Below are 18946 nucleotides of genomic sequence, written 5' to 3' on the forward strand. Positions count from 1 at the left end.
CCTTGAGCCTTCTATGAGACCTATGGAAATGGAGCATCCTCAATGGACTCTTCCAACAAATCCTTCAGTCTTTCGTAAACCGCATCAGAAACAAGATCCCAGCCTGATTCAAAAAACCTGATCGCCAAACCTTTAACAAGCAGGTCAAATGACTCGTAATCGGACTGAATAAATAAAGCCCTCCAACTGTTCTGCGTATACGTCATATAGGTATAGGCATAAGCTGTACTCAGATAACCACTATCTTCGCGTATCACCGGCCCAATTGCCCATTGAGACGACTCTCGCTTATTAAACTTATTATTCCAAAAAAAGGTACCAACGTTATCTACTGGCACGCTAGTATCAATCGCCATTTGCTCCGCAAACAAAGCCATAGCATCACTGGCACTTTTACCCAAAATCAAGCCAACGGCGGTTTGAACGATTTTATACAATTCAATTTTGCCGCTATTATTCTCCTGTTTTACAACCTGTTGATTATTGTAGCTAATCAACGCCCACTGCGTCCATTCAACAATAGCTGAGGTAACAAACCCCCAAAACTCTGGGGAGTTCCTCTTCGTAATGTCAGACCAATCTTGCTCAGTCCATCCATTCTGTTTCGCAATACCTAGCGTAACTCGTTGGATCCAGAGCAGAGTATACTCGACCATCTTCCTTTCTTTTGGAGAAACTTCAGGAAGAGAAATTAAGTTCTCATTAATTGCAGAAGTGCTTCTTGGTCGAATATCTGCTCGCGCCCCTGCTTTCGCCGTTACAGCTTTACTTTGTTCAAGGGCTACCACTTTAGTAACCTCGGACAAAATTCTTTTTAGATCTTCAGACGGATAAATTGCTGCTGTCTGGTAAAATTTACTTGGCTCCATTACGAACTCCACACTATTAAATTGCGACTGCCGGTATTGACAGCCACCAACTATCAGCCAGCAACCGCTGGCTGTCCAACACCTATCCTTGGCTTTGGGTATGCAGTCGAGTTAGAAACCACCAACACACCAACTCAGAGCATTTGCCTCGATACAATTTATTAGACTTTACGATAGTGCAGCAGAGCTACTTAGCAAGTACTTAACCAAAGACAAGCACCTGCAATCATGTGCGACCACCAACATGCTCAGCGTAGGATAAAAGCTACTGACTTATGCATAACAGCCTTACGCGACATTTAGGATATCCGCTATCAATTAGCAATTGAAAAGCCATTTTCTGAACCTCTTCCAGCAATGTTCTCTGTGTGATTGCACCTCCTCTAAATTTAAATACCAGTTCGCTCTCGCCTCCTTCAGCGAACAAATCGACCACCCTCCATCACTTACAAACCGTCACTACCGACACCAACTCCACCTCATATCCAATCCTTTGCCAGCGCTCAGCCAGCAGCACCCTCACCTCAAGCGAACCTGCTTTCTTTAGTCCTGCCGTGGCGAACTTCGGTACTGAAACCTCGAGCACCCTACAAGGCACCTCCACCGCCCCCCCCTACCCGCACAGTGCACACTTTCGGCTCCTGCACACTCGTCCAGCTCCTGTACTTTTCCTTGGTCCTCCAGCGCACTCATAGCCCCAACTCCTGATCGATGATTGTGGTGGTGGCCGTGCACTGATCACCGCCAGTTCGCTCCTGCATCAAGCGCCTGCGCATTCGGCTTCAGGAAGGCGGCAAGCAGACGAGACTTGGCACTTTCATTGAGGCACTACTTGAGCGCCGGCCCCTGCAGGGAATTCACACGTCAAGGCTGATCACCAACCTGAACGGCTTGAGGATGAGCTACGCGATGTTGCGCAATAGATGGGATAAGCGAGAGATTGTGCGGCGAAGAAGGCTGGCCTCGAAGGCAACTTGGCCCTTGCCGAAAAAATCAGAACGTTCCAGTTCAGAGATATTCGTCCCAAGGCGGCAAGCAAAATCGAAGATATTGGCCACGCCAGTCGGCTGCCTGGACACTCGAAAGAGGCCATCACCAAAAAGAGTTATCGGCGCGCTGGGGAGATCGTAAAGCCGACACGCTAGCCATACATGCGGAAGCGATACTTTCTTCCAGCCAATAAAAAACCCCGTAGATCATTGATCTACGGGGTTTTCAGTTTGGAGGCCGAGGTCGGAATCGAACCGGCGTAGGCGGATTTGCAATCCGCTGCATAACCATTTTGCTACTCGGCCAAACTTTCGATGCCTTACAACCGCATCAAAGGTACAACTCGAAGCTGGAAGGCCGATCTTGACCTTAATCTTAATCTACCTTCCAACCCTTTGAATTCTAAGGGGTTTTTCGCGTTCCTGAATCAGGAATGGACGCAATTCTGGACTTGTTCGCAGGGCATGTCAAGGACAGAAATGAAATAATTCAATGCTTTAGCACCAGTCTTTACTTCAGGACGCGACAGGCCCGGTTGTCCCGTTCCCCGCTAATCCTCATCGGGCCCGAGGATACTTTCCAACCCCGCCATCCTTTCTATGTCCCTTCTGAATCCACAAAACATCAGTGAACCTGCTGCATGGGGGGCGACTTCCGAAGGTGCTCAACTACTGCATCTGATGCAGCAGTCAAATGCAAACAGGCCTGATTGTTGACCCTGTAGCACAGCCCTATCCTCGTGTTCCCATCCCCAAGTTTCCAAGGAGATCGAGCATGGTCACTCGCATACAACTTCACCAAGTCGGCGCCCCTCAGGTTCTGCAGTTCGAACAGGTGCCAGCCCAGGCACCCGGTGCCGGCGAGGTCTGGCTGGAGCAGACGGCCATCGGCGTCAATCCGCTGGACCTCAGCCAGCGCAGCGGCGCCGTGCCTGTTGCCCTGCCCTGCGGGCTCGGCCTGGAAGGCGCGGGGCTGGTCAGGGCGATCGGTCCTGGCGTTACCCAGGTCCAGGTGGGCGACCGCGTCGCTTATGCCACCGGGCCCCTCGGTGCCTATGCCAGCGCCCGTCTGTACCCGGCCGAGCGCCTGGTCAAGCTGCCGCCGGAGCTGGCCTCGGACGCCGCCGCGGCGCTGCTGTTCAAGGGCATCACCGCCCAGTACCTGCTCAAGTCCACCTACCCCGTCGGCCCAGGCACCCGGGTGCTGATCTATGGCGCGGCCGGGGCCCTTGGGCAGTTGATGGTGCCCTGGGCCAAGCATCTGGGGGCCACGGTGATTGGCGTGGTGTCCAAGCCGCAGAGCGTCGAGCGGGCCCGGGCCGCTGGCTGCGACGCGGTGCTGGTGTTCGATGCCGCCACCCTCGCCCAGCAAGTGGTCGAGGTCACTCAAGGGCACAAGGTCGATGTGGTGTACGACCCGATCGGCCGGGTGTCCTTCGAAGCCTCTCTCGACAGCCTGCGCCCCCGCGGCCTGCTGGTGTCCTTCGGCGCGACGTCGGGTGCTCCGGACGCGGTGCAGGTCGGCACGCTCAACGCCAAGGGCTCGCTGTTCCTCACCCGCCCGTCCCTCGCCGCCCACACGGCCAGCGCCAGCGAGTACCAGGCGCGCGCCGCCGATGTGCTGTACGCCTTCGCCGCGGGTATCATCCAGCCGCGGATCTGGCAGCGTTATCCCCTGGCCGAAGTGGCCCAGGCCCACGCCGATCTGCACGACGGACGCGCGCAAGGAGCCATAGTGCTGATACCTTGAGGCCGATCTTTTCCTTCCCTTCTGGCCACATAGCGAGGCACCCCAGGCACATGGATCTGTTCGACAGTCGCCAGGCCGATGAACTCGCCACCCTGATGGCGCTCTTCGAGCACGGCTCTTTCGCCGCCGCCGGCCGGGCCTTGCAACGCCACCCTTCGGTGCTGTCCAAGCGCCTGGCGGCCCTGGAAAGCCGCCTGGGCATTCGCCTGGTGCAGCGCACCACCCGGCAATTGCGCTTCACCGACGAAGGCGCGCGTCTGGTCGAACGCCTGCGACAGGCAGCGAGCCTGATCAGCGAAGCCGAACACGAAGCCTCCCAGGGCGCCGCGCAGATCCGCGGGCGCCTGCGCCTGGCCCTGCCGGCCGCCATGGGCCGGCGCTGGCTCAGCCCGATCCTCGCCGAGTTCGCCCTGGCCCACCCCGGGGTGATGCTGGAGACCGAGTATTCGGACCGTTTCGTCGACATAGTCGGCGAAGGTTTCGACGCGGCGATCCGCATCGGCGAGCTGGCCGACAGCCAACTGGTGGCCCGCAAGCTCTGCGCCCATCGGCGCATCCTCTGCGCCGCGCCCGCCTACCTGCAACGCCATGGCGAACCCCTGGTGCCTGCCGACCTTTCCAGCCACAACTGCCTGGGTTTTACCGGCCTGCGCTCCTACCCCGACTGGCGCCTGACCTACCAGGGCCAGCTGGAAAGCGTGCGCATCCACGGCAGCCTGCACAGCAACGACAACGAGGCGCTGTTGTCCGCCGCCCGGGCCGGCGTCGGCATCCTCGCCGGTGGCGACTGGCTGATGCACCAGGACCTGGCGTCCGGGCATCTGGTCCGAGTGCTGCCGCAGTGGCAACTGGACAGCGACTCGGGGATCTACCTGCTGCGCCCCTCCGCGCGCTTCAGCAGCGCCACCACCCAGGCCTTCAAGCAGTGGATCGAGTCGTGTTTTGCCCAGGGCGCGCCGTGGGAAACGCCGGCCCCGGGCGAGGCGTAGCACCGCTCACAGCGAACTGACGATGAACTCCCGCAGCCATTGGTGGGCCGGGTCGCGGTGGCAGCGCTCGTGCCAGAGCATGGCCATTTCATAACCCGGGACCTCCAGCGGCGGCTCGACCACTTTCAGCGCCGGGTTGTCGCGCACCAGGCGCGACGGCAGCATCGCTACCAGATCAGTGTTCGCCAGCGCCGAAAGGACAAACAGGAAATGCGGGACCGACAGCACCACCCGGCGCGTCAGGCCCAGTTCCCCCAACGCGCTGTCGGTGACACCATGAAAACCGCCGCCATCGGGCGACACCATGACGTGTTCCAGCTTGCCGAACTGCGCCAGGCTCGGGCGCCGTTGCAGCCGTGGATGGCCCGCGCGGCCCACCAGTACATAACGCTCGCTGAACAGCACGCGGCGGCGCAGCCCTGGCGGCGAATCCTCGCTGGTATGCAGGGCCAGGTCGATGATGCCCTGCTCGGTTTGTCGGACCAGACGCCCGGGCTCCAGCTCGAGCACAGCCAGCCGGGTTCCGGGCGCCGCCGCCCGCAAGCCGGCCAGCGCCGGCAGGATCACCGTCGACTCGCCGTAGTCGGACGCCGACAGGCTCCAGGTATTGACCGCCGCGCCCGGGTCGAACGGGCTGGCCGGCGACACCGCCAGCTCCAATGCTTCCAGCGCCCGGCGCAACGGCTCGCGCAGCTCGTCGGCCCTGGCGGTGGGCCGCATGCCCCGCGGGCCCGGCAGCAACAACGGGTCGCCGAAGATCTCCCGCAGCTTGGCCAGGTGCACGCTGACCGAGGGTTGCGACAGGTTCAGGCGTTGCGCCGCGCGGGTCACGTTGTGCTCCGCGAGCAGCACATCCAGGGTCAGCAGCAGGTTGATGTCCAAGCGCCTTAAATTATTCACGACAATACCTGGGATATTGGATATTCATTTCCAATATACCTGGCAACCTCCGATCCTGCTGTCTCCCGACACTGGAGACCCTGTGATGAATGTACTGCTGGTTTATGCCCACCCCGAACCCCGCTCCTTGAACGGCTCGCTCAAGGACTTCACGATCAAGCGCCTGCAGGCCGCCGGCCACGCGGTCCAGATCTCGGACCTGTATGCGATGAACTGGAAGGCGCCGCTGGATGCCGACGACAGCCTGGGCCGGCCGGACAACAGCCGCTTCGATCCCTCCCTGGATTCCAAGCGCGCGTTCGAAGAAGGCCTGCAGTCGGCGGACATCGCCCGCGAGCAGGAAAAACTGCTGTGGGCCGACACCCTGCTGCTGCAGTTTCCCCTGTGGTGGTTCTCCATGCCGGCGATTCTCAAGGGCTGGGTGGAACGGGTCTACGCCTACGGTTTTGCCTATGGCGTGGGCGAGCATTCGGATGCGCGCTGGGGCGATCGCTACGGCGAAGGCACCCTGGCGGGCAAGCGGGCGATGCTGATTGTCAGCGCCGGCGGCTGGGAGTCGCACTATAGTCCGCGGGGCATCAACGGGCCGATGGACGACCTGCTGTTCCCGATCCACCACGGCATCCTCTATTACCCCGGCTTCGACGTGCTGCCGCCCTTCGTGATCTACCGCACCGGGCGCATCGACGAAGCGCGTTTCACCGCGATCTGCGAAGAACTGGGACAACGTCTGGACCAACTGGAACAAACCGCGCCCATCGCCTTCCGCCCGCAGAACGCCGGCGCCTACCGGATCCCGGAACTCACCCTGCACCCGGAGATCGCCGCCGACCAGCAAGGCTTCGCCGCCCACCTGATGTAGGCCCGGCGCTCACTGCCAGCCCCCACCCAGCACCTTGTACAGGGTCACCCTGTTGCTCTGCTCGGCCAGGCGCAGGCTGATCAGGTCCTGCTGGGCGCTGTACAGCGAACGCTGGGCGTCCAGGGCTTCGAGGTAGCTTTGCGAGCCGCCGCGATACAGCGCGTCGGCCAGCTCGAAGCTTTTGCGGCTGGCATCGGTCAGGGCCTGCTGGGCGTCCAGGCGTTCGTCCAGGGTGCTGCGCTCGGCCAGGGCGTCAGCGACCTCCTTGAAGGCGCTCTGCACGGTCTGCTGGTAGGTCTGCACCTGGATCTCGCGCTCGACCTTGGCCGCGTCCAGGGTCGCGCGATTACTGCCGGCGTCGAACAGCGGCAGGCTGATGCTCGGGGCGAAGGTCCAGGCACCGCTGCCGGCCTTGAACAGCCCGGACAGCGCCGAACTCGCCGAGCCGGCGTTGGCGGTCAGGCTGATGCTGGGAAAGAACGCCGCCCGCGCCGCGCCGATATCGATGTTCGCCGACTTCAGCGTATGTTCCGCCGCCAGCACGTCGGGACGGCGCTGCAACAGGCTGGACGGCAACTCGTCCGGCACCCGCACCAGCAGCGCCGCCGATTGCAGGCTGGCGCCGGGCAGCAGCTCATCGGGAATCTCGCTGCCCACCAGCAGGCGCAGCGCGTTGCGGTCCTGGAGGATCTGGCTGGCGTACACCGCCACGTCGCCACGGGCCGACTCCACGGTGGTCTGCGCCTGGGCCAGGGCCAATCCGGAAGAACCGCCCAAGGCATGGCTGCGCTGGGTCAGCTCGTAGGTCGCCTGCTGGCTGCGCAGGGTTTCCTGGGCCAGACGCAGCAGCTCGTTGTCCGCCGCCAGGGTCAGCCAGGCCGTGGCCACCTCGGCCACCAGGCTGATCTGCGTGCTGCGCCGGGTTTCGGCCAGCGACAGGTAGGCTTCCAGCGCCTCGTCCTTGAGGTTGCGCAGCCGTCCGAACACATCCAGCTCATAGCTGCTCAGGCCCAGTTGCGCGCTGTAGTCATGGCTGGTGGTGGCCACACCGCTGCTGGAGGAAGAAGCCGGCGTGCGCGCGTGAGTGCCGCTGACCCCGGCATCGATCGCCGGAAACAACGCCGCGCGCTGGATGCGGTACTGCGCCTGGGCCTTCTCGATATTCAGGCTGGCCAGGCGCAGGTCGCGGTTGTTGGCCAGGGCCAGGGTCTGCAAGCGCGCCAGGCGGCTGTCGGTGAAAAACTGCTGCCAATGGATATCGGCAGCGGCCTCCCCTTTGCCCGACTGGCTGCCCGGCAACCATTGCTCGGCGACCGGCGCCTCGGGGCGCTGGTATTCGGGTGCCAGGTTGATGCAGCCGCCGAGCAGCGCCAGGGCAGGCATCAGGGCCCAACGAAACTTGATCATGCGTCACCTGTTGCAGCGGGTTGAGTGGAGGTCGTGGAGACCCGGGTAAAGCGGCGACGGATCAGCACAAAGAACAGCGGCACGAAGAAGATCCCCAGCAGCGTGGCGCTGAACATGCCGCCCAGCACTCCGGTGCCGATGGCCCGGCGCCCGGCCGAACCGGCGCCGGAGCTCAAGGCCAGGGGCAGCACGCCGAACATGAAGGCCAGGGAGGTCATGAGGATCGGCCGCAGGCGCTGGCGCACCGCGGTCAGGGTCGCCTCCAGCAGGCTTGCGCCCTGCTCTTGCAGGTGCTTGGCGAACTCGACGATAAGGATCGCGTTCTTCGCCGACAGCCCCACGGTGGTCAACAGCCCCACCTGGAAGTACACGTCGTTGCTCAGGCCGCTGAAACGGGTCGCCAGCACCGCCCCGACCACGCCCAGGGGCACCACCAGCATCACCGAGAACGGCACCGACCAGCTTTCGTACAAGGCCGCCAGGCAGAGGAACACGAACAGGATCGAAATCCCGTAGAGCAACGGCGCCTGGGAGCCGGACAGGCGCAGTTGATAGGACTGCCCGGTCCACTCATAGCCGATGCCCTCGGGCAGTTGCTTGACGATGGACTCGACCACGTCCATGGCCACCCCGGAACTCACCCCCGGCGCCGGATCGCCCACCACCTCCAGGGAGGAGATGCCGTTGTAGCGTTCGAGCAATGGCGAACCGTAGCTCCAGGCGCTGCTGGCGAAAGACGAGAACGGCACCATTTCATCCTTGGCATTGCGCACGAACCAATGGTCCAGGTCCTCCGCCTGCATCCGCGCCGCGGCCTCGCCCTGCACATAGACCTTCTTCACCCGGCCCTGGTTGAGGAAGTCATTGACGTAGGTACCGCCCAGGGCCGTGGACAAGGTGCTGTTGATGTCGCTGGTGCTCAGGCTCAGGGCCCCGGCCTTGCGATCGTCGATGCTGACCTTGAGCTGCGGCGTGTCGTCCAGGCCGTTGCTGCGGACCCCGAGCAGGCGCGGATCCTGTTTCGCCAACTCGATGAACTGTTCGCGGGCTGCCACCAGGGCGTCGTGGCCCAGGCCGCCGAGGTCCTTGAGCTGCAGGTCAAAGCCCGAGCTTTGCCCCAGGCCGCGTACCGCCGGCGGCTGCATGACGAACACATTGGCATCGCCGATACTCGCCAACGCCAGGGTCGCGCGCTGGGCAATCGACGCCGAATCCTGGCCGGCGCCCAGGCGCTCGCTCCAGTCCTTGAGCTTGATAAAGGCGCGGCCGGTGTTCTGGCTGTTGCCGCCCATGCCCAGGCCGCTGATGCTGATCAAGGCCTCGACCTCCGGCTGTTCGAGCATGTAGTTCTCGAACTGCTTCATCACCGCCTGGGTGCGGCTGTCGGTGGCGCCCACCGGCAACTGGATCTGCGCCATCAGGGTGCCCTGGTCTTCGTCCGGCAGGAACGAGGTCGGCAGGTTGCTATAGCCGACGCCCATGACCAGCAGGAGCACCCCGTACAGCAGCAGGCTGCTGCGGCTGCGTTGCAGGATGCCGCCGACCAGCCGCTGATAGGCCTGGGCGTTGCGCTCGAAATGGCGGTTGAACCAGCCGAAGAAGCCGCGCTGCGGCCCATGACCGTGCCCCTGGGCATCGGCGGGCTTGAGCAGGGTCGCGCACAGCGCCGGGGTCAGGGTCATGGCCACCAGCACCGAGAGCAGCATGGCCGAGACGATAGTCACCGAGAACTGGCGGTAGATGACCCCGGTTGAGCCGCCGAAAAACGCCATGGGAATGAACACCGCGCTGAGCACCAGGGCAATGCCGATCAGCGCGCTGGTGATTTCCGCCATCGACTGGCGCGTGGCCTCCAGGGGCGACAGCCCCTGCTCGCCCATCACCCGCTCGACGTTTTCCACCACGACAATGGCGTCGTCCACCAGCAGGCCGATGGCCAGGACCATGGCGAACATGGTCAGGGTGTTGATCGAATAGTCGAGCAGCGCCAGCACGCCGAAGGTGCCCAGCAGCACCACCGGCACGGTGATCGCCGGGATCAGGGTGGCCCGCGGGTTCTGCAGGAACAGGAACATGATCAGCACCACCAGGACGATGGCTTCGCCGAGGGACTTGACCACCTCCTCGATGGACAGGCTGACAAAGGGCGTGGTGTCGTAGGCGATGACGTTCTTCAGTTGCATTTCCGTCGGGTAGAACTGCTCCAGCTCTTTGAGCTTGGCCTTGACCGCGTCGCCAACGCTCAAGGCGTTGGCCCCGGTCGCCAGCTGGATACCCATGGCCGAGGCAGGTTTGCCATTGAGGGCCGAGCTCATGTCATAGCTTTCGCTGCCCAGTTCGACCCGCCCCACATCGCTCAGCAGCACCACGGCGCCGTCGCTGGACGACTTGACCACCACGTTGCGGAACTCGTCCTCGGTCTGCAGCTTGCTGCGCGCGGTAATGGTGGCGTTCAGTTGCTGCCCGGGCACCGCCGGCACCGCGCCCAGTTGCCCGGCGGAGACTTCGGTGTTCTGCGCCTCCAATGCCGTGCTGACGTCGGACGGCATCAAGGCGTATTTTTCCAGCTTGGCCGGGTCCAGCCAGATGCGCATGGCGTAGCCCGAGCCCAGGGTCTGCACCTCGCCGACGCCATCGATACGGCTGATCTGGTCGAGCAAGGTGCTGGAGATGTAGTCGCCGATCTGGGTGCCGGTGACGCTTTCGTTGTCCGAGGCCAGGGCGGCGATCATCAGGAAGTCCGAACCGCCCTTGGTCACGGTCAGGCCTTCGTTCTGCACCGATTGCGGCAAGCGTGATTCGGCCTGCTGCAGCTTGTTCTGCACCTGCATCTGCGCCACGTCCGGGTCGGTGCCGGCGGCGAAAGTCAGGTTGATGCTGGCGCTGCCCGCCGAGCTGCTGGTGGCCGACATATAGGTCAGGTTGTCCAGGCCGGTCATCTGCTGCTCGATGACCTGGGTCACCGAGTCTTCCACGGTCTTGGCCGAGGCGCCGGTGTAGGTGGCGGAGATCCGCACCGTCGGCGGCGCGATGTCCGGGTACTGCTCCAGGGGTAACTGGCTGATGGACAAGGCCCCGGCGAGCATGATGACGATGGCGATGACCCAGGCGAAAATCGGCCGGTCGATAAAGAAGCGCGCCATGCTCAACCCTCCTGCGCCAGGGCGGTGGACGGTGCCTGGGGCACACGGCTGCGGGTACCGCTACCGCTGTTCTGCGCCAACACCGCGGCGCCGATCCGGACCTTCTGCCCGCCTTCGACGATCAACTGGTCACCGGCATTGAGGCCGGCCGTCACCCACCACTGGTTGCCCACCGCGCGGTCGATGGTCACCTGCCGTTGCTCGACCTTGCCCTCGACCACCACCAGCACCGAGGTCACGCCACTGGCGCTGCGGTTCACCGCCCGTTGCGGAATCAAAATCGCCTGTTCGTCCCGGGCCTGTTCCAGCACCGCCCGCACGTACATGCCCGGTAGCAGCAGGCGTTCCGGGTTGGGGAACTCGGCGCGCAGGGTCACGGTGCCGGTGCCCTGGCTGACGCTGACCCCGCTGAATTTCAGGCGGCCCGCATGGGCATAGGTGCTGCCGTCGTCGAACTTGAGACCGACAGGCACTTCATCCGTCGCGTTGCCTTGCAACGCACCGCTGGCCAGGTCGCGCTTGAGGCGCAGCAGCTCGGTGGTGGACTGGGTGACATCGACATAGATCGGGTCCAGTTGCTGCACGGTGGTCAGCGCCGTGTCCTGGTTGGCCACCACCAGGGCGCCGGGGGTCACGGTGGAGGTTTCGATGCGCCCGCCGATGGGCGAGCTGATCCGCGTGTAGGCCAGGTTGATGCGCGCCGTTTCGACACCGGCCTGGGCCACCTGCAGATCGGCCTGGGCGGTCAGCAGGCTGGCCTGGGCGTCTTCGTTGTCCTGCTGGCTGATGGCGTCGATCTTCGCCAGCTGGGCATCGCGGGTAGCGGTGGCCTGGGCCGACTTCAGGGTGGCGCGGGCCTTGGCCAGGCTGGCCTGGGCTTCCGCCAGGGCCGCCTTGTAGGTGGCGGCGTCCAGCTGGTACAGGCTGTCCCCGGCCTTGACCTCGGCGCCCTCGACGAACAGCCGCTGCTGGACGATGCCGCCGACCTGGGGACGGATCTCGGCCACCAGGAACGCCTGGGTACGCCCGGCCAGCTCGCTGGTCAGGGCCTGGCTTTGCGGCTGCACGGTGATCACCGAGACCTTGGGCACCTCGGCGGCGGCTTCGGGCGCCGCTGGCGAGCAACCGCTCAACACGAACAGCACCATCAGGGAAACGATGACCGCGGCGGTCACCATGGATTTGGCGAAAAGTTTGGTCGACATAAATGCCTCTGCAAAACGGGATGGCTTGGGCCTGTCGCCATGCTGCGAAGCAAATGTGCAGGAAAATTGAAGATTGCCCGGCGACCTTGAATCTTTGTCGCGCCGGGGCCTAAATGAGCGGGCCATTCCTCAAGCCCGCGTCCCCCATGAAACTGAGCATCTCCACCAAACTGTTCGGCGCCGTCCTGGCCAGCGTGCTGTTCGTCATCCTGAGCATGGGCCTGGCCACCAGCTGGAGCTTTGGCCGCGGCTTTCTCGGCTACCTCAACGAACAGGCGCTGCAACGCATGGAACCGGTACTGCCGCGCCTGGTAGAAGCCTACGAGCGCGAAGGCAACTGGGAGTTCGTCCGCGACAACCCCGACCGCTGGTTCGACCTCATGCGCCCGGGGCCCAAGGAGCAGTCGCAGATCCGCAAGCTGAAACTGCCGCTGACCTCGGACCTCACCGGCGCGCTGTTTCGCATTGCCCTGCTGGACCGCGACAAGCAACTGGTGATCGGCTATGCGGCGATCGGCGACGATGCCCTGCTGCGGCCGATCGAGGTGGCCGGCAGCACCGTCGGCTGGCTGGCCGTCTCACCCTTCCAGAGCGTCACTGAAGCCGGCGGCGAACGTTTCTTCCAGTACCAGCTGCGCACCAGCCTGGCGGTGGGCGTGGCCTCGCTGCTGCTGGCGATGCTGATCGCCTGGTGGATCTCGCGCACCCTGCTCGACCCGGTCAAGCGCGTGGCCGCGGCCACCCATCGCCTGGCCGCCGGGGAATACAGCAATCGGGTGGCCGAGGCCTCCAACGACGAAGTCGGCCAGCTGGCCCGCGACTTCAACCAGCTGGCCTACACCCTGGAGCGCAACGAACAGATGCGCCGCGAATTCATGGCCGACGTGTCCCACGAGCTGCGCACCCCGCTGTCGGTATTGCGCGGCGAACTGGAGGCCATCGAGGACGGTGTGCGCAAGCTCGACCGGCAGTCGATGCAGTCGCTGCAAAGCGAAGTGGCCATGCTCAGCAAGCTGGTGGACGACCTGTACGAGCTGTCCCTGGCCGATGTCGGCGCCCTCACCTACCGCAAGAGCGAGTGCTCGCTCAACGAGCTGCTGCAAGCCAGCGTGGCGATGTTCCAGGAACGCTGCCAGGCCGCCCGGCTCAAGGTCGAGTTGGAACTGCCGGCGCAGCCATTGCCGCTGGATGCCGACCCCAAGCGCCTGCAACAGCTGTTCGCCAACCTGCTGGAAAACGCCCTGCGCTACACCGATGCCGGCGGCCTGCTGCGTATCCGCGCCGGCACTGAGGGCGACAACCTGCGGGTCGACTTCCTCGACTCCGGCCCCGGGGTCGAGGCCGAACAACTGCCGCGGCTGTTCGAGCGTTTCTACCGTGGCGAGGCCTCGCGCAACCGCGCCAGCGGCGGCGCCGGCCTGGGCCTGGCGATCTGTCGCAGCATCGCCCTGGCCCACGGTGGCAGTCTCGACGCCGATCACTCGCCCCTGGGCGGCCTGTGGCTGACCCTGCGCCTGCCCGGCAAGGTCTGAAGCATGAGCACCGAACAACCGATCCTGATCGTCGAAGACGAACCGAAACTCGCCGCCTTGCTGCGCGACTACCTGGACGCCGCCGGTTACCCCAGCCTGTGTCTGGACAACGGCCTGGACGTGGTGCCGGCCGTGCGTACCCATCGACCGCGGCTGATCCTGCTCGACCTGATGCTGCCCGGGCGCGACGGCCTGGAGGTGTGCCAGGAGCTGCGGCGCTTCAGCGAAGTACCGATCATCATGATCACCGCCCGGGTCGAGGAAGTGGACCGCCTGCTGGGCCTGGACCTGGGCGCCGACGACTACATCTGCAAGCCCTTCAGCCCGCGCGAAGTGGTGGCCCGGGTCAAGGCCATCCTGCGCCGCAGCCCGCAACTGACGGCAGCCGCACAGGCCCGCCTGCAGATCGACGAAGAACGCTACCGCGCCTCGTTCGACGGTATCGCCCTGGACCTGACCCCGGTGGAGCTGCGCCTGCTCAAGACCCTGGCCGCGTCCCCGGGCCGGGTGTTCTCCCGCGACCAGTTGCTCGATCGCCTGTACTCCGACCACCGGGTGGTGACCGACCGCACCGTCGACAGCCATGTGCGCAACCTGCGGCGCAAACTGGCCCAGGCCTGCCCGGGGGAAGACCCGATCCAGTCGTTGTACGGCGTGGGTTACAAACTTGAGCTGGGCGCGCTGCCGGGCTGAGCGATCACGGCAAGCCGGGTTATCCTGCGCCGCCAGAAATCTTGCAGGTGCATGATATGACCCGACTACAGCGGGTGGACATTGACTTGAGCGCGGTGGCCAGCACCGCCGAACTGCACGCCACCCTGCGCGACGCCCTGGGCTTTCCCGACTGGTACGGCGCCAACTGGGACGCCTTCTGGGACGCCATCACCGGCCTGGTGGAAATGCCCGTGCAGCTGCAACTTCATGGCTGGGACCGGCTGGCCACGCGCTTGCCGAGGGATGCCCGGCTGCTGCGGCAATGCCTGGAAAAGATGACAATCCACTATCCGGAATTCGCGTCGCAGGTAACGTTCGGCTGAACAGCACGCCAACGCAACATACCGTTCCTTGATGCCATTGCCCTCCTCCACGCCGGCCTCGAACCCCTGCATGTCCTCCGGCACTTCCAGCGGATGCGCCTGGGGACCGCAAGGGATCGGCAGGCGCACCTACGACTGCTGGCGCGTCCAGGCATCCTGCTGGTCCTGCTTGACGATGTCGACGAAGTGCGCCGGCAGCAGGTTGCGGAACGGCCCGCCGTCGCGCTCCACCACCTCGACCATCTTCGCCACCATTTCCTCGGGGTCGTATTGCTCGAAGGGGAACTTCAGCCCGGAGTGATCGGTGAAGTTTTTCTGCGGGTCGTACCAGCTTTTCCAGGTCTCCATCATCCGGTCGTTGAAGCCGGTGGAATACGGCCCGGGGTTGATGGTCGCGACCTGGATGCCGAACTCCGCCAGCTCCATGTGCAGGGCCTCGGCGATGGACTCCAGGGCATGCTTGGAGGCGCAGTAGGCAGCGGTGAACGGCCCGGTGAGCAGGCCGGCGATCGACGACACGAAGACGATCTTGCCCTTGCGCCGCTCGACCATCTGCCGCACGAAGCCCTGGGTCAGCTCCAGGTTGGCGAACACGTTGGTCTCGAACTGGGAACGCAGGATATCCACGGGGATTTCCGCGATGGCGCCAGTTTCCGCGTCGCCGGCGTTGTTCAGCAGCACGTCGATGTCCCATTGCCAGGCATAGGCGCGGTCGCGGGCCGAAGTGATGTCGAGCTTCTCCACCCGCAGCTTGAGGTCCAGGCTGTCGGCGAGTTCGCGCAGCTCGGTGATCTGCGGGGTGATCTGCACCCCGGCGATCACTTCATGGCCATTGGCAGCCAGGCGCAGCGCCACCGCACGACCAAAGCCCGAACCGGCGCCGGTGACCAGAATACGTTTTTTGCACATTGTGGGTTCTCCAGGAAAATGTCGGTGGCCAGAGCTCAGAGGCAAGCCCGGGCGATGATTTCGTCTTCAACCGCGGTGCCGCCAGAGACGCCGATGGCGCCCAGGCAGCGCCCCGCCTGATCGACGATGGGCAGGCCGCCGGCAAAGCTGGTCAAGCCGCCATTGCTCTGCTCGATCGACCACAGCGACTGCCCCGGCCCGGACAAGGCGCCGAGTTCGGCGCTGGCGGTACGGAACAGCGCCGAAGTCCGGGCCTTGCGCTGGGCCAGGTCGATCGCCCCCGGCACGGCGTCGTCCATGCGCACGAACGCCAGCAGATTGCTGCCTTGATCGACGATGGCGATGCACACCGAAAGTTGCATCTGCATGGCTTTGGCGATGCCCTTGTCGAGCATCTGCCGGGCGGGTTTGAGGGTGACGGGCCAGTGCATGGCGGGACTCCTTTGCGGTTGAAAAGAGTCTATGAAGCTCGTAGCTTTAAGAGAATCCGCATTCTCCCTACAAGACTATTAAGTATTCCTAACAATGAGCCGACGCGATCCACTGGCCGGACTGCACCTCTTCATGGCGGTGGTCGAGACCGGCAACTTCACCCGTGCCGCCGCCGTGCTGGGCGTAACCCCGGCAGCCGTGAGCCTGGCCATCAACCAGCTGGAAAGCGAACTGCAGACCAGGCTGTTCCATCGCACCACCCGCGGCGTCAGCCTGACGGAAAGCGGCCAGCGTTTTCACGAAGGCAGCGAAGCCGGCTACCGCAGCCTGCTGCAGGCCCGGGACGAGTTGGGGGAAACCCAGGGCGAACCTTCGGGGCATCTGCGCATCAGTGCCTTGCACATGGCCAAGCACCTGATCGTCGCCCCGCTGCTCGAGGACTTCTTCCAGCGCTACCCCAGGGTCACCCTGGAAATACGCTACGAAGATCAGCTGGTGGACATCGTCAAGGAACAGCTCGACGCCGGTATCCGCCTGGCCGACGCCCTGCACCCGGGCATGCACGCGGTGCAGATCACCCCGCCGCTGCACTGCGCCCTGGTGGCCAGCCCGCAGTACCTGGCGCGCCACCCTGCACCGCGCAGCATCGACGAGCTGCGCCAGCATTCCTGTGTGCGTTTTCGTTTTCCCAGCAGCGGGCAGATGCACAAATGGCACCTGCACGACGGCCAGCACGAGGTGAAGCTGGATGTGCCCGGGCGCTTTATCAGCACCGACACCCAGGCAGTGATCGAGGCCGCCCGTGCCGGTGTGGGCATTGCCCATGTGTTCATTCGCGAACGGATCGCCGCCGACCTCGCCAGCGGCCAGCTGGTGGAAGTCCTGCCCGGCACCTGCCAACCGCTGCCGGCCATGTGGCTGTACTACGCCAACCGCCGGCACGTCCCGCCTAAGCTGCGCGCCCTGATCGAGGTGCTGCGGGACTGGAAGCAGTCGCTCGGACGTGACGTCCGGTAAGCCACCCTAAGGCCTAGGCCCGCGCCTGGACGCTCGGCACCAGCATCCGCACCAGGCAATCGGCGGTGCTGCGCAAACGCTCCGGTTCTTGATAGATGCGCTCCATCACCGCCAGCCCGCGGGTGAAGGTGACCAGCACTTGCGCGGCTTCTGCCGGCGCCAGGACCAGGTCGTCCTGGATCTGCTCGGCCGACAGCGCGGTGCTGATGGTCAGTTGCAGGGCGTCCAGCAGGTCGCGCAAGCGTTGCTGGATGCGCGGGCCGATGGTATCGGCTTCGGTGGCCGTCTTGGTGGTCAGGCAGCCTTTGGCCGGCGTGCCGCTGGTCATGTTGCTGATCGCCACCTGGAAAAACCGCCGCAGCGCGGTCTCGGCGTCCGGGGCCTCGAGGGCCTTGGCGGCATTGCCCAAAAAGCGCGTGGCGTAGGCTTCGAACGCCAGCAGGAACAACGCCTCCTTGCCGCCATAGGCGTGGTACAGCGAGCCGCGCTGGACCTCGGCCGCCTCGGCCAGGTCGGCCATGGAGGTGGACTGCCAGCCCTTGCGCCAGAACACATCAAGGACCGCCGACAACACTTTTTCTTCGTCAAACTGCCTGACACCCGCCATAAAAATCACTGCTCACATAATTGTTGACAACCTTGTCAAAGATACCAACACTGCGATCTTTGACACACCTGTCAATCATAGCCGATAGGTGCTGTGCGGTAAGCATGCTTGATGTACTGGTCCACGACTTTCGTTTCGCGCCACGGAAGGAAGTCGGCTTCAACTGCGCAGTCACGCCCGCTGACAGCGGTCGTGGGCGCGAGCGGTTTTCTCTTTTTACGTCAGGAAAAAGGAGTCTTCGAAATGGTTTCGAACAGTCGTATCCAGTATGGCTACATCAATGTCATCGAGCCCGCCGAGCACAAGGGCGAGCTCACCCGCGACAAGGTCGAGCGCTTCACCGAGGGGTTCACCAAACCCGCCCTGCTGCGCAAACTCGCGCCCATCGGCGAGGAGTTCGCGCAGCGGTCGTTCTTCGATCAGGTCGGCTCGGGGAAAAACCTGCAATGGCGGGTCAAGTCCGGCGACCAGCCGGTGTCGATGCGCGACGAGAACGGCGCCTCGGACTACAACTACGTCACCGGCCGCGTCGGCACCGGGCAGGAATTCCTCGACGACATCTTCACCCACAACCTCGACGTCTACTCGCACCTGGGCACGATTTCCTCGAGCTACAACGACCCCTACGAGTGGGGCAAGGACGCCTTCAACCTGGTCAAGCAGCACGTCTTCAGCAAACCCTGGTTCAGCATCGACGCCTGGAAAGTCACCGGCCACATGTTCCTCGGCTACAGCACCCAGGAATATGGCGAGCCGGCCCGCGGCGCGGTGGGCAGCGACTGGCACATTTTCCCCACCCTCAACATCTTCGTGATGATCGCCGGCACCAAGAAGTGGAGCACCCGTCCGCCCCAACTGGGCGACCAGTTCCGTGACTACGACCTGATGTTCGAGACCAGCAGCGGCCGCGAAGCGCCAGGCGGCGATTACGAGGCCGACACCGTCTACGTCGAGCCGGGCGACGTGCTGATCAACCCGCCCTTCGAATGGCACAAGGTGCTCAATGCCCGTGGCCTGAGCATCGGCGCGGCGTTCCGGGTGATCGACATCGACTACCTGGACAAGCTGGAGAACCGCCGCAACCTGGACCTCTCCAAGGTCGCCCATGACAACGGCAACTTCGCCGAGACTGAGGAGCTGGCGCACTTCCTCACCAGCCTCAACTACGCCTCGCGCCACATCAACCGGGCGCAGATGCTGCTCAACGACCTCGAGTACGCCTACCTGCGCAAGCGCGGCAACGCCGGCTCGGTGAAGATCGGCCACCGCTAGCCCCGGGACGCCGCAGCGAGGACCCG

16 protein-coding genes, 1 tRNA gene and 1 pseudogene are annotated in these 18946 nt (G+C 63.8%); 9 read left to right on the forward strand and 9 right to left on the reverse strand.

Annotated elements, in window-relative coordinates:
• Window positions 1-20: 20 nt before the first annotated feature.
• Window positions 21-869, reverse strand: coding sequence for a hypothetical protein (locus tag J4D52_RS10460; protein WP_124302983.1), 849 nt, complete (start codon window positions 867-869; stop codon window positions 21-23).
• Window positions 870-1631: 762 nt separating this feature from the next.
• On the opposite strand from J4D52_RS10460, the pseudogene J4D52_RS30510 reads away from it, so the two are divergent.
• Window positions 1632-2014: pseudogene (locus tag J4D52_RS30510) on the forward strand (integrase); the annotation flags it as partial.
• A 76-nt stretch (window positions 2015-2090) separates the two neighbouring features.
• Here J4D52_RS30510 and J4D52_RS10465 read toward each other — a convergent pair.
• Window positions 2091-2164: transfer RNA gene (locus J4D52_RS10465), tRNA-Cys, on the reverse strand.
• A 469-nt stretch (window positions 2165-2633) separates the two neighbouring features.
• Between J4D52_RS10465 and J4D52_RS10470 the strand changes: the two genes are divergently transcribed.
• Together J4D52_RS10470 and J4D52_RS10475 are read left to right on the forward strand one after the other, a co-directional pair.
• Complete coding sequence (locus tag J4D52_RS10470; protein ID WP_102677315.1) at window positions 2634-3608, forward strand: quinone oxidoreductase; 975 nt, start codon at window positions 2634-2636, stop codon at window positions 3606-3608.
• Between the two features lie 50 nt (window positions 3609-3658).
• Window positions 3659-4597, forward strand: coding sequence for a LysR family transcriptional regulator (locus J4D52_RS10475; RefSeq protein WP_102677316.1), 939 nt, complete (start codon window positions 3659-3661; stop codon window positions 4595-4597).
• A gap of 6 nt (window positions 4598-4603) precedes the next feature.
• On the opposite strand, the gene J4D52_RS10480 is transcribed toward J4D52_RS10475, so the two are convergent.
• Window positions 4604-5497: a LysR family transcriptional regulator gene (locus J4D52_RS10480; protein ID WP_102677317.1), complete on the reverse strand. Its 894-nt coding sequence runs from the start codon at window positions 5495-5497 to the stop codon at window positions 4604-4606.
• An 85-nt stretch (window positions 5498-5582) separates the two neighbouring features.
• Here J4D52_RS10480 and J4D52_RS10485 point away from each other — a divergent pair, with 85 nt between their 5' ends.
• Entirely contained in the window at window positions 5583-6359 is a 777-nt protein-coding gene (locus J4D52_RS10485) for an NAD(P)H-dependent oxidoreductase (protein ID WP_102677318.1), read from the forward strand.
• Between the two features lie 9 nt (window positions 6360-6368).
• On the opposite strand, the gene J4D52_RS10490 is transcribed toward J4D52_RS10485, so the two are convergent.
• From J4D52_RS10490 to J4D52_RS10500, 3 genes are read right to left on the reverse strand one after another with little or no spacing between them, the layout of a single operon-like run.
• Complete coding sequence (locus J4D52_RS10490) at window positions 6369-7766, reverse strand: efflux transporter outer membrane subunit (protein ID WP_102677319.1); 1398 nt, start codon at window positions 7764-7766, stop codon at window positions 6369-6371.
• Window positions 7763-10909, reverse strand: a complete 3147-nt coding sequence (locus tag J4D52_RS10495) for an efflux RND transporter permease subunit (protein ID WP_102677320.1) — start codon at window positions 10907-10909, stop codon at window positions 7763-7765. Before J4D52_RS10495 ends, J4D52_RS10490 begins: the two co-directional genes overlap by 4 nt.
• A 2-nt stretch (window positions 10910-10911) precedes the next feature.
• Window positions 10912-12114: an efflux RND transporter periplasmic adaptor subunit gene (locus tag J4D52_RS10500; RefSeq protein WP_102677321.1), complete on the reverse strand. Its 1203-nt coding sequence runs from the start codon at window positions 12112-12114 to the stop codon at window positions 10912-10914.
• Window positions 12115-12227: 113 nt separating this feature from the next.
• Between J4D52_RS10500 and baeS the strand changes: the two genes are divergently transcribed.
• Genes baeS through J4D52_RS10515 form a run of 3 tightly spaced genes read left to right on the forward strand, consistent with a single transcriptional unit; the run spans window position 12228 to window position 14683 of the window.
• Window positions 12228-13646, forward strand: a complete 1419-nt coding sequence (baeS, locus tag J4D52_RS10505; RefSeq protein ID WP_102677322.1) for a sensor histidine kinase efflux regulator BaeS — start codon at window positions 12228-12230, stop codon at window positions 13644-13646.
• A 3-nt stretch (window positions 13647-13649) separates the two neighbouring features.
• Window positions 13650-14339 carry a response regulator gene (locus J4D52_RS10510; RefSeq protein ID WP_102677323.1) on the forward strand — a complete coding sequence of 230 codons (690 nt, stop codon included), beginning with the start codon at window positions 13650-13652 and terminating at the stop codon, window positions 14337-14339.
• 56 nt (window positions 14340-14395) lie between these two features.
• Complete coding sequence (locus J4D52_RS10515; RefSeq protein ID WP_102677324.1) at window positions 14396-14683, forward strand: barstar family protein; 288 nt, start codon at window positions 14396-14398, stop codon at window positions 14681-14683.
• Window positions 14684-14812: 129 nt separating this feature from the next.
• Here the strand turns inward: J4D52_RS10515 and J4D52_RS10520 are convergent, their stop codons facing one another.
• Together J4D52_RS10520 and J4D52_RS10525 are read right to left on the reverse strand one after the other, a co-directional pair.
• Entirely contained in the window at window positions 14813-15592 is a 780-nt protein-coding gene (locus J4D52_RS10520) for an SDR family oxidoreductase (RefSeq protein ID WP_102677325.1), read from the reverse strand.
• A 35-nt stretch (window positions 15593-15627) separates the two neighbouring features.
• Window positions 15628-16023, reverse strand: coding sequence for a heme-binding protein (locus tag J4D52_RS10525; protein WP_016703264.1), 396 nt, complete (start codon window positions 16021-16023; stop codon window positions 15628-15630).
• A gap of 94 nt (window positions 16024-16117) precedes the next feature.
• Between J4D52_RS10525 and J4D52_RS10530 the strand changes: the two genes are divergently transcribed.
• Window positions 16118-17041, forward strand: coding sequence for a LysR family transcriptional regulator (locus J4D52_RS10530; protein WP_102677326.1), 924 nt, complete (start codon window positions 16118-16120; stop codon window positions 17039-17041).
• A 13-nt stretch (window positions 17042-17054) separates the two neighbouring features.
• On the opposite strand, the gene J4D52_RS10535 is transcribed toward J4D52_RS10530, so the two are convergent.
• Window positions 17055-17615 carry a TetR/AcrR family transcriptional regulator gene (locus J4D52_RS10535; protein WP_230589725.1) on the reverse strand — a complete coding sequence of 187 codons (561 nt, stop codon included), beginning with the start codon at window positions 17613-17615 and terminating at the stop codon, window positions 17055-17057.
• Between the two features lie 276 nt (window positions 17616-17891).
• Here J4D52_RS10535 and J4D52_RS10540 point away from each other — a divergent pair, with 276 nt between their 5' ends.
• Window positions 17892-18920, forward strand: coding sequence for a class 1 isoprenoid biosynthesis enzyme (locus tag J4D52_RS10540; protein WP_102677327.1), 1029 nt, complete (start codon window positions 17892-17894; stop codon window positions 18918-18920).
• The last annotated feature ends 26 nt before the right edge of the window (window positions 18921-18946 follow it).

The organism is Pseudomonas sp. GW460-12-10-14-TSB1, from assembly GCF_017349775.1.
GTDB classification, from domain to species: Bacteria; Pseudomonadota; Gammaproteobacteria; order Pseudomonadales; family Pseudomonadaceae; genus Aquipseudomonas; species Aquipseudomonas piscium.

Excerpts from the sequence above, each read along its gene's own strand:
- J4D52_RS10510 (WP_102677323.1), top strand. The coding sequence starts at position 13,650 with ATGAGCACCGAACAACCGATCCTGATCGTCGAAGACGAACCGAAACTC.
- J4D52_RS10500 (WP_102677321.1), bottom strand. The coding sequence starts at position 12,114 with ATGTCGACCAAACTTTTCGCCAAATCCATGGTGACCGCCGCGGTCATC.
- J4D52_RS10470 (WP_102677315.1), top strand. The coding sequence starts at position 2,634 with ATGGTCACTCGCATACAACTTCACCAAGTCGGCGCCCCTCAGGTTCTG.
- J4D52_RS10485 (WP_102677318.1), top strand. The coding sequence starts at position 5,583 with ATGAATGTACTGCTGGTTTATGCCCACCCCGAACCCCGCTCCTTGAAC.
- J4D52_RS10515 (WP_102677324.1), top strand. The coding sequence starts at position 14,396 with ATGACCCGACTACAGCGGGTGGACATTGACTTGAGCGCGGTGGCCAGC.
- J4D52_RS10460 (WP_124302983.1), bottom strand. The coding sequence starts at position 869 with ATGGAGCCAAGTAAATTTTACCAGACAGCAGCAATTTATCCGTCTGAA.
- J4D52_RS10495 (WP_102677320.1), bottom strand. The coding sequence starts at position 10,909 with ATGGCGCGCTTCTTTATCGACCGGCCGATTTTCGCCTGGGTCATCGCC.
- J4D52_RS10530 (WP_102677326.1), top strand. The coding sequence starts at position 16,118 with ATGAGCCGACGCGATCCACTGGCCGGACTGCACCTCTTCATGGCGGTG.
- J4D52_RS10490 (WP_102677319.1), bottom strand. The coding sequence starts at position 7,766 with ATGATCAAGTTTCGTTGGGCCCTGATGCCTGCCCTGGCGCTGCTCGGC.
- J4D52_RS10520 (WP_102677325.1), bottom strand. The coding sequence starts at position 15,592 with ATGTGCAAAAAACGTATTCTGGTCACCGGCGCCGGTTCGGGCTTTGGT.
- J4D52_RS10525 (WP_016703264.1), bottom strand. The coding sequence starts at position 16,023 with ATGCACTGGCCCGTCACCCTCAAACCCGCCCGGCAGATGCTCGACAAG.
- J4D52_RS10540 (WP_102677327.1), top strand. The coding sequence starts at position 17,892 with ATGGTTTCGAACAGTCGTATCCAGTATGGCTACATCAATGTCATCGAG.
- J4D52_RS10475 (WP_102677316.1), top strand. The coding sequence starts at position 3,659 with ATGGATCTGTTCGACAGTCGCCAGGCCGATGAACTCGCCACCCTGATG.
- baeS (WP_102677322.1), top strand. The coding sequence starts at position 12,228 with ATGAGCGGGCCATTCCTCAAGCCCGCGTCCCCCATGAAACTGAGCATC.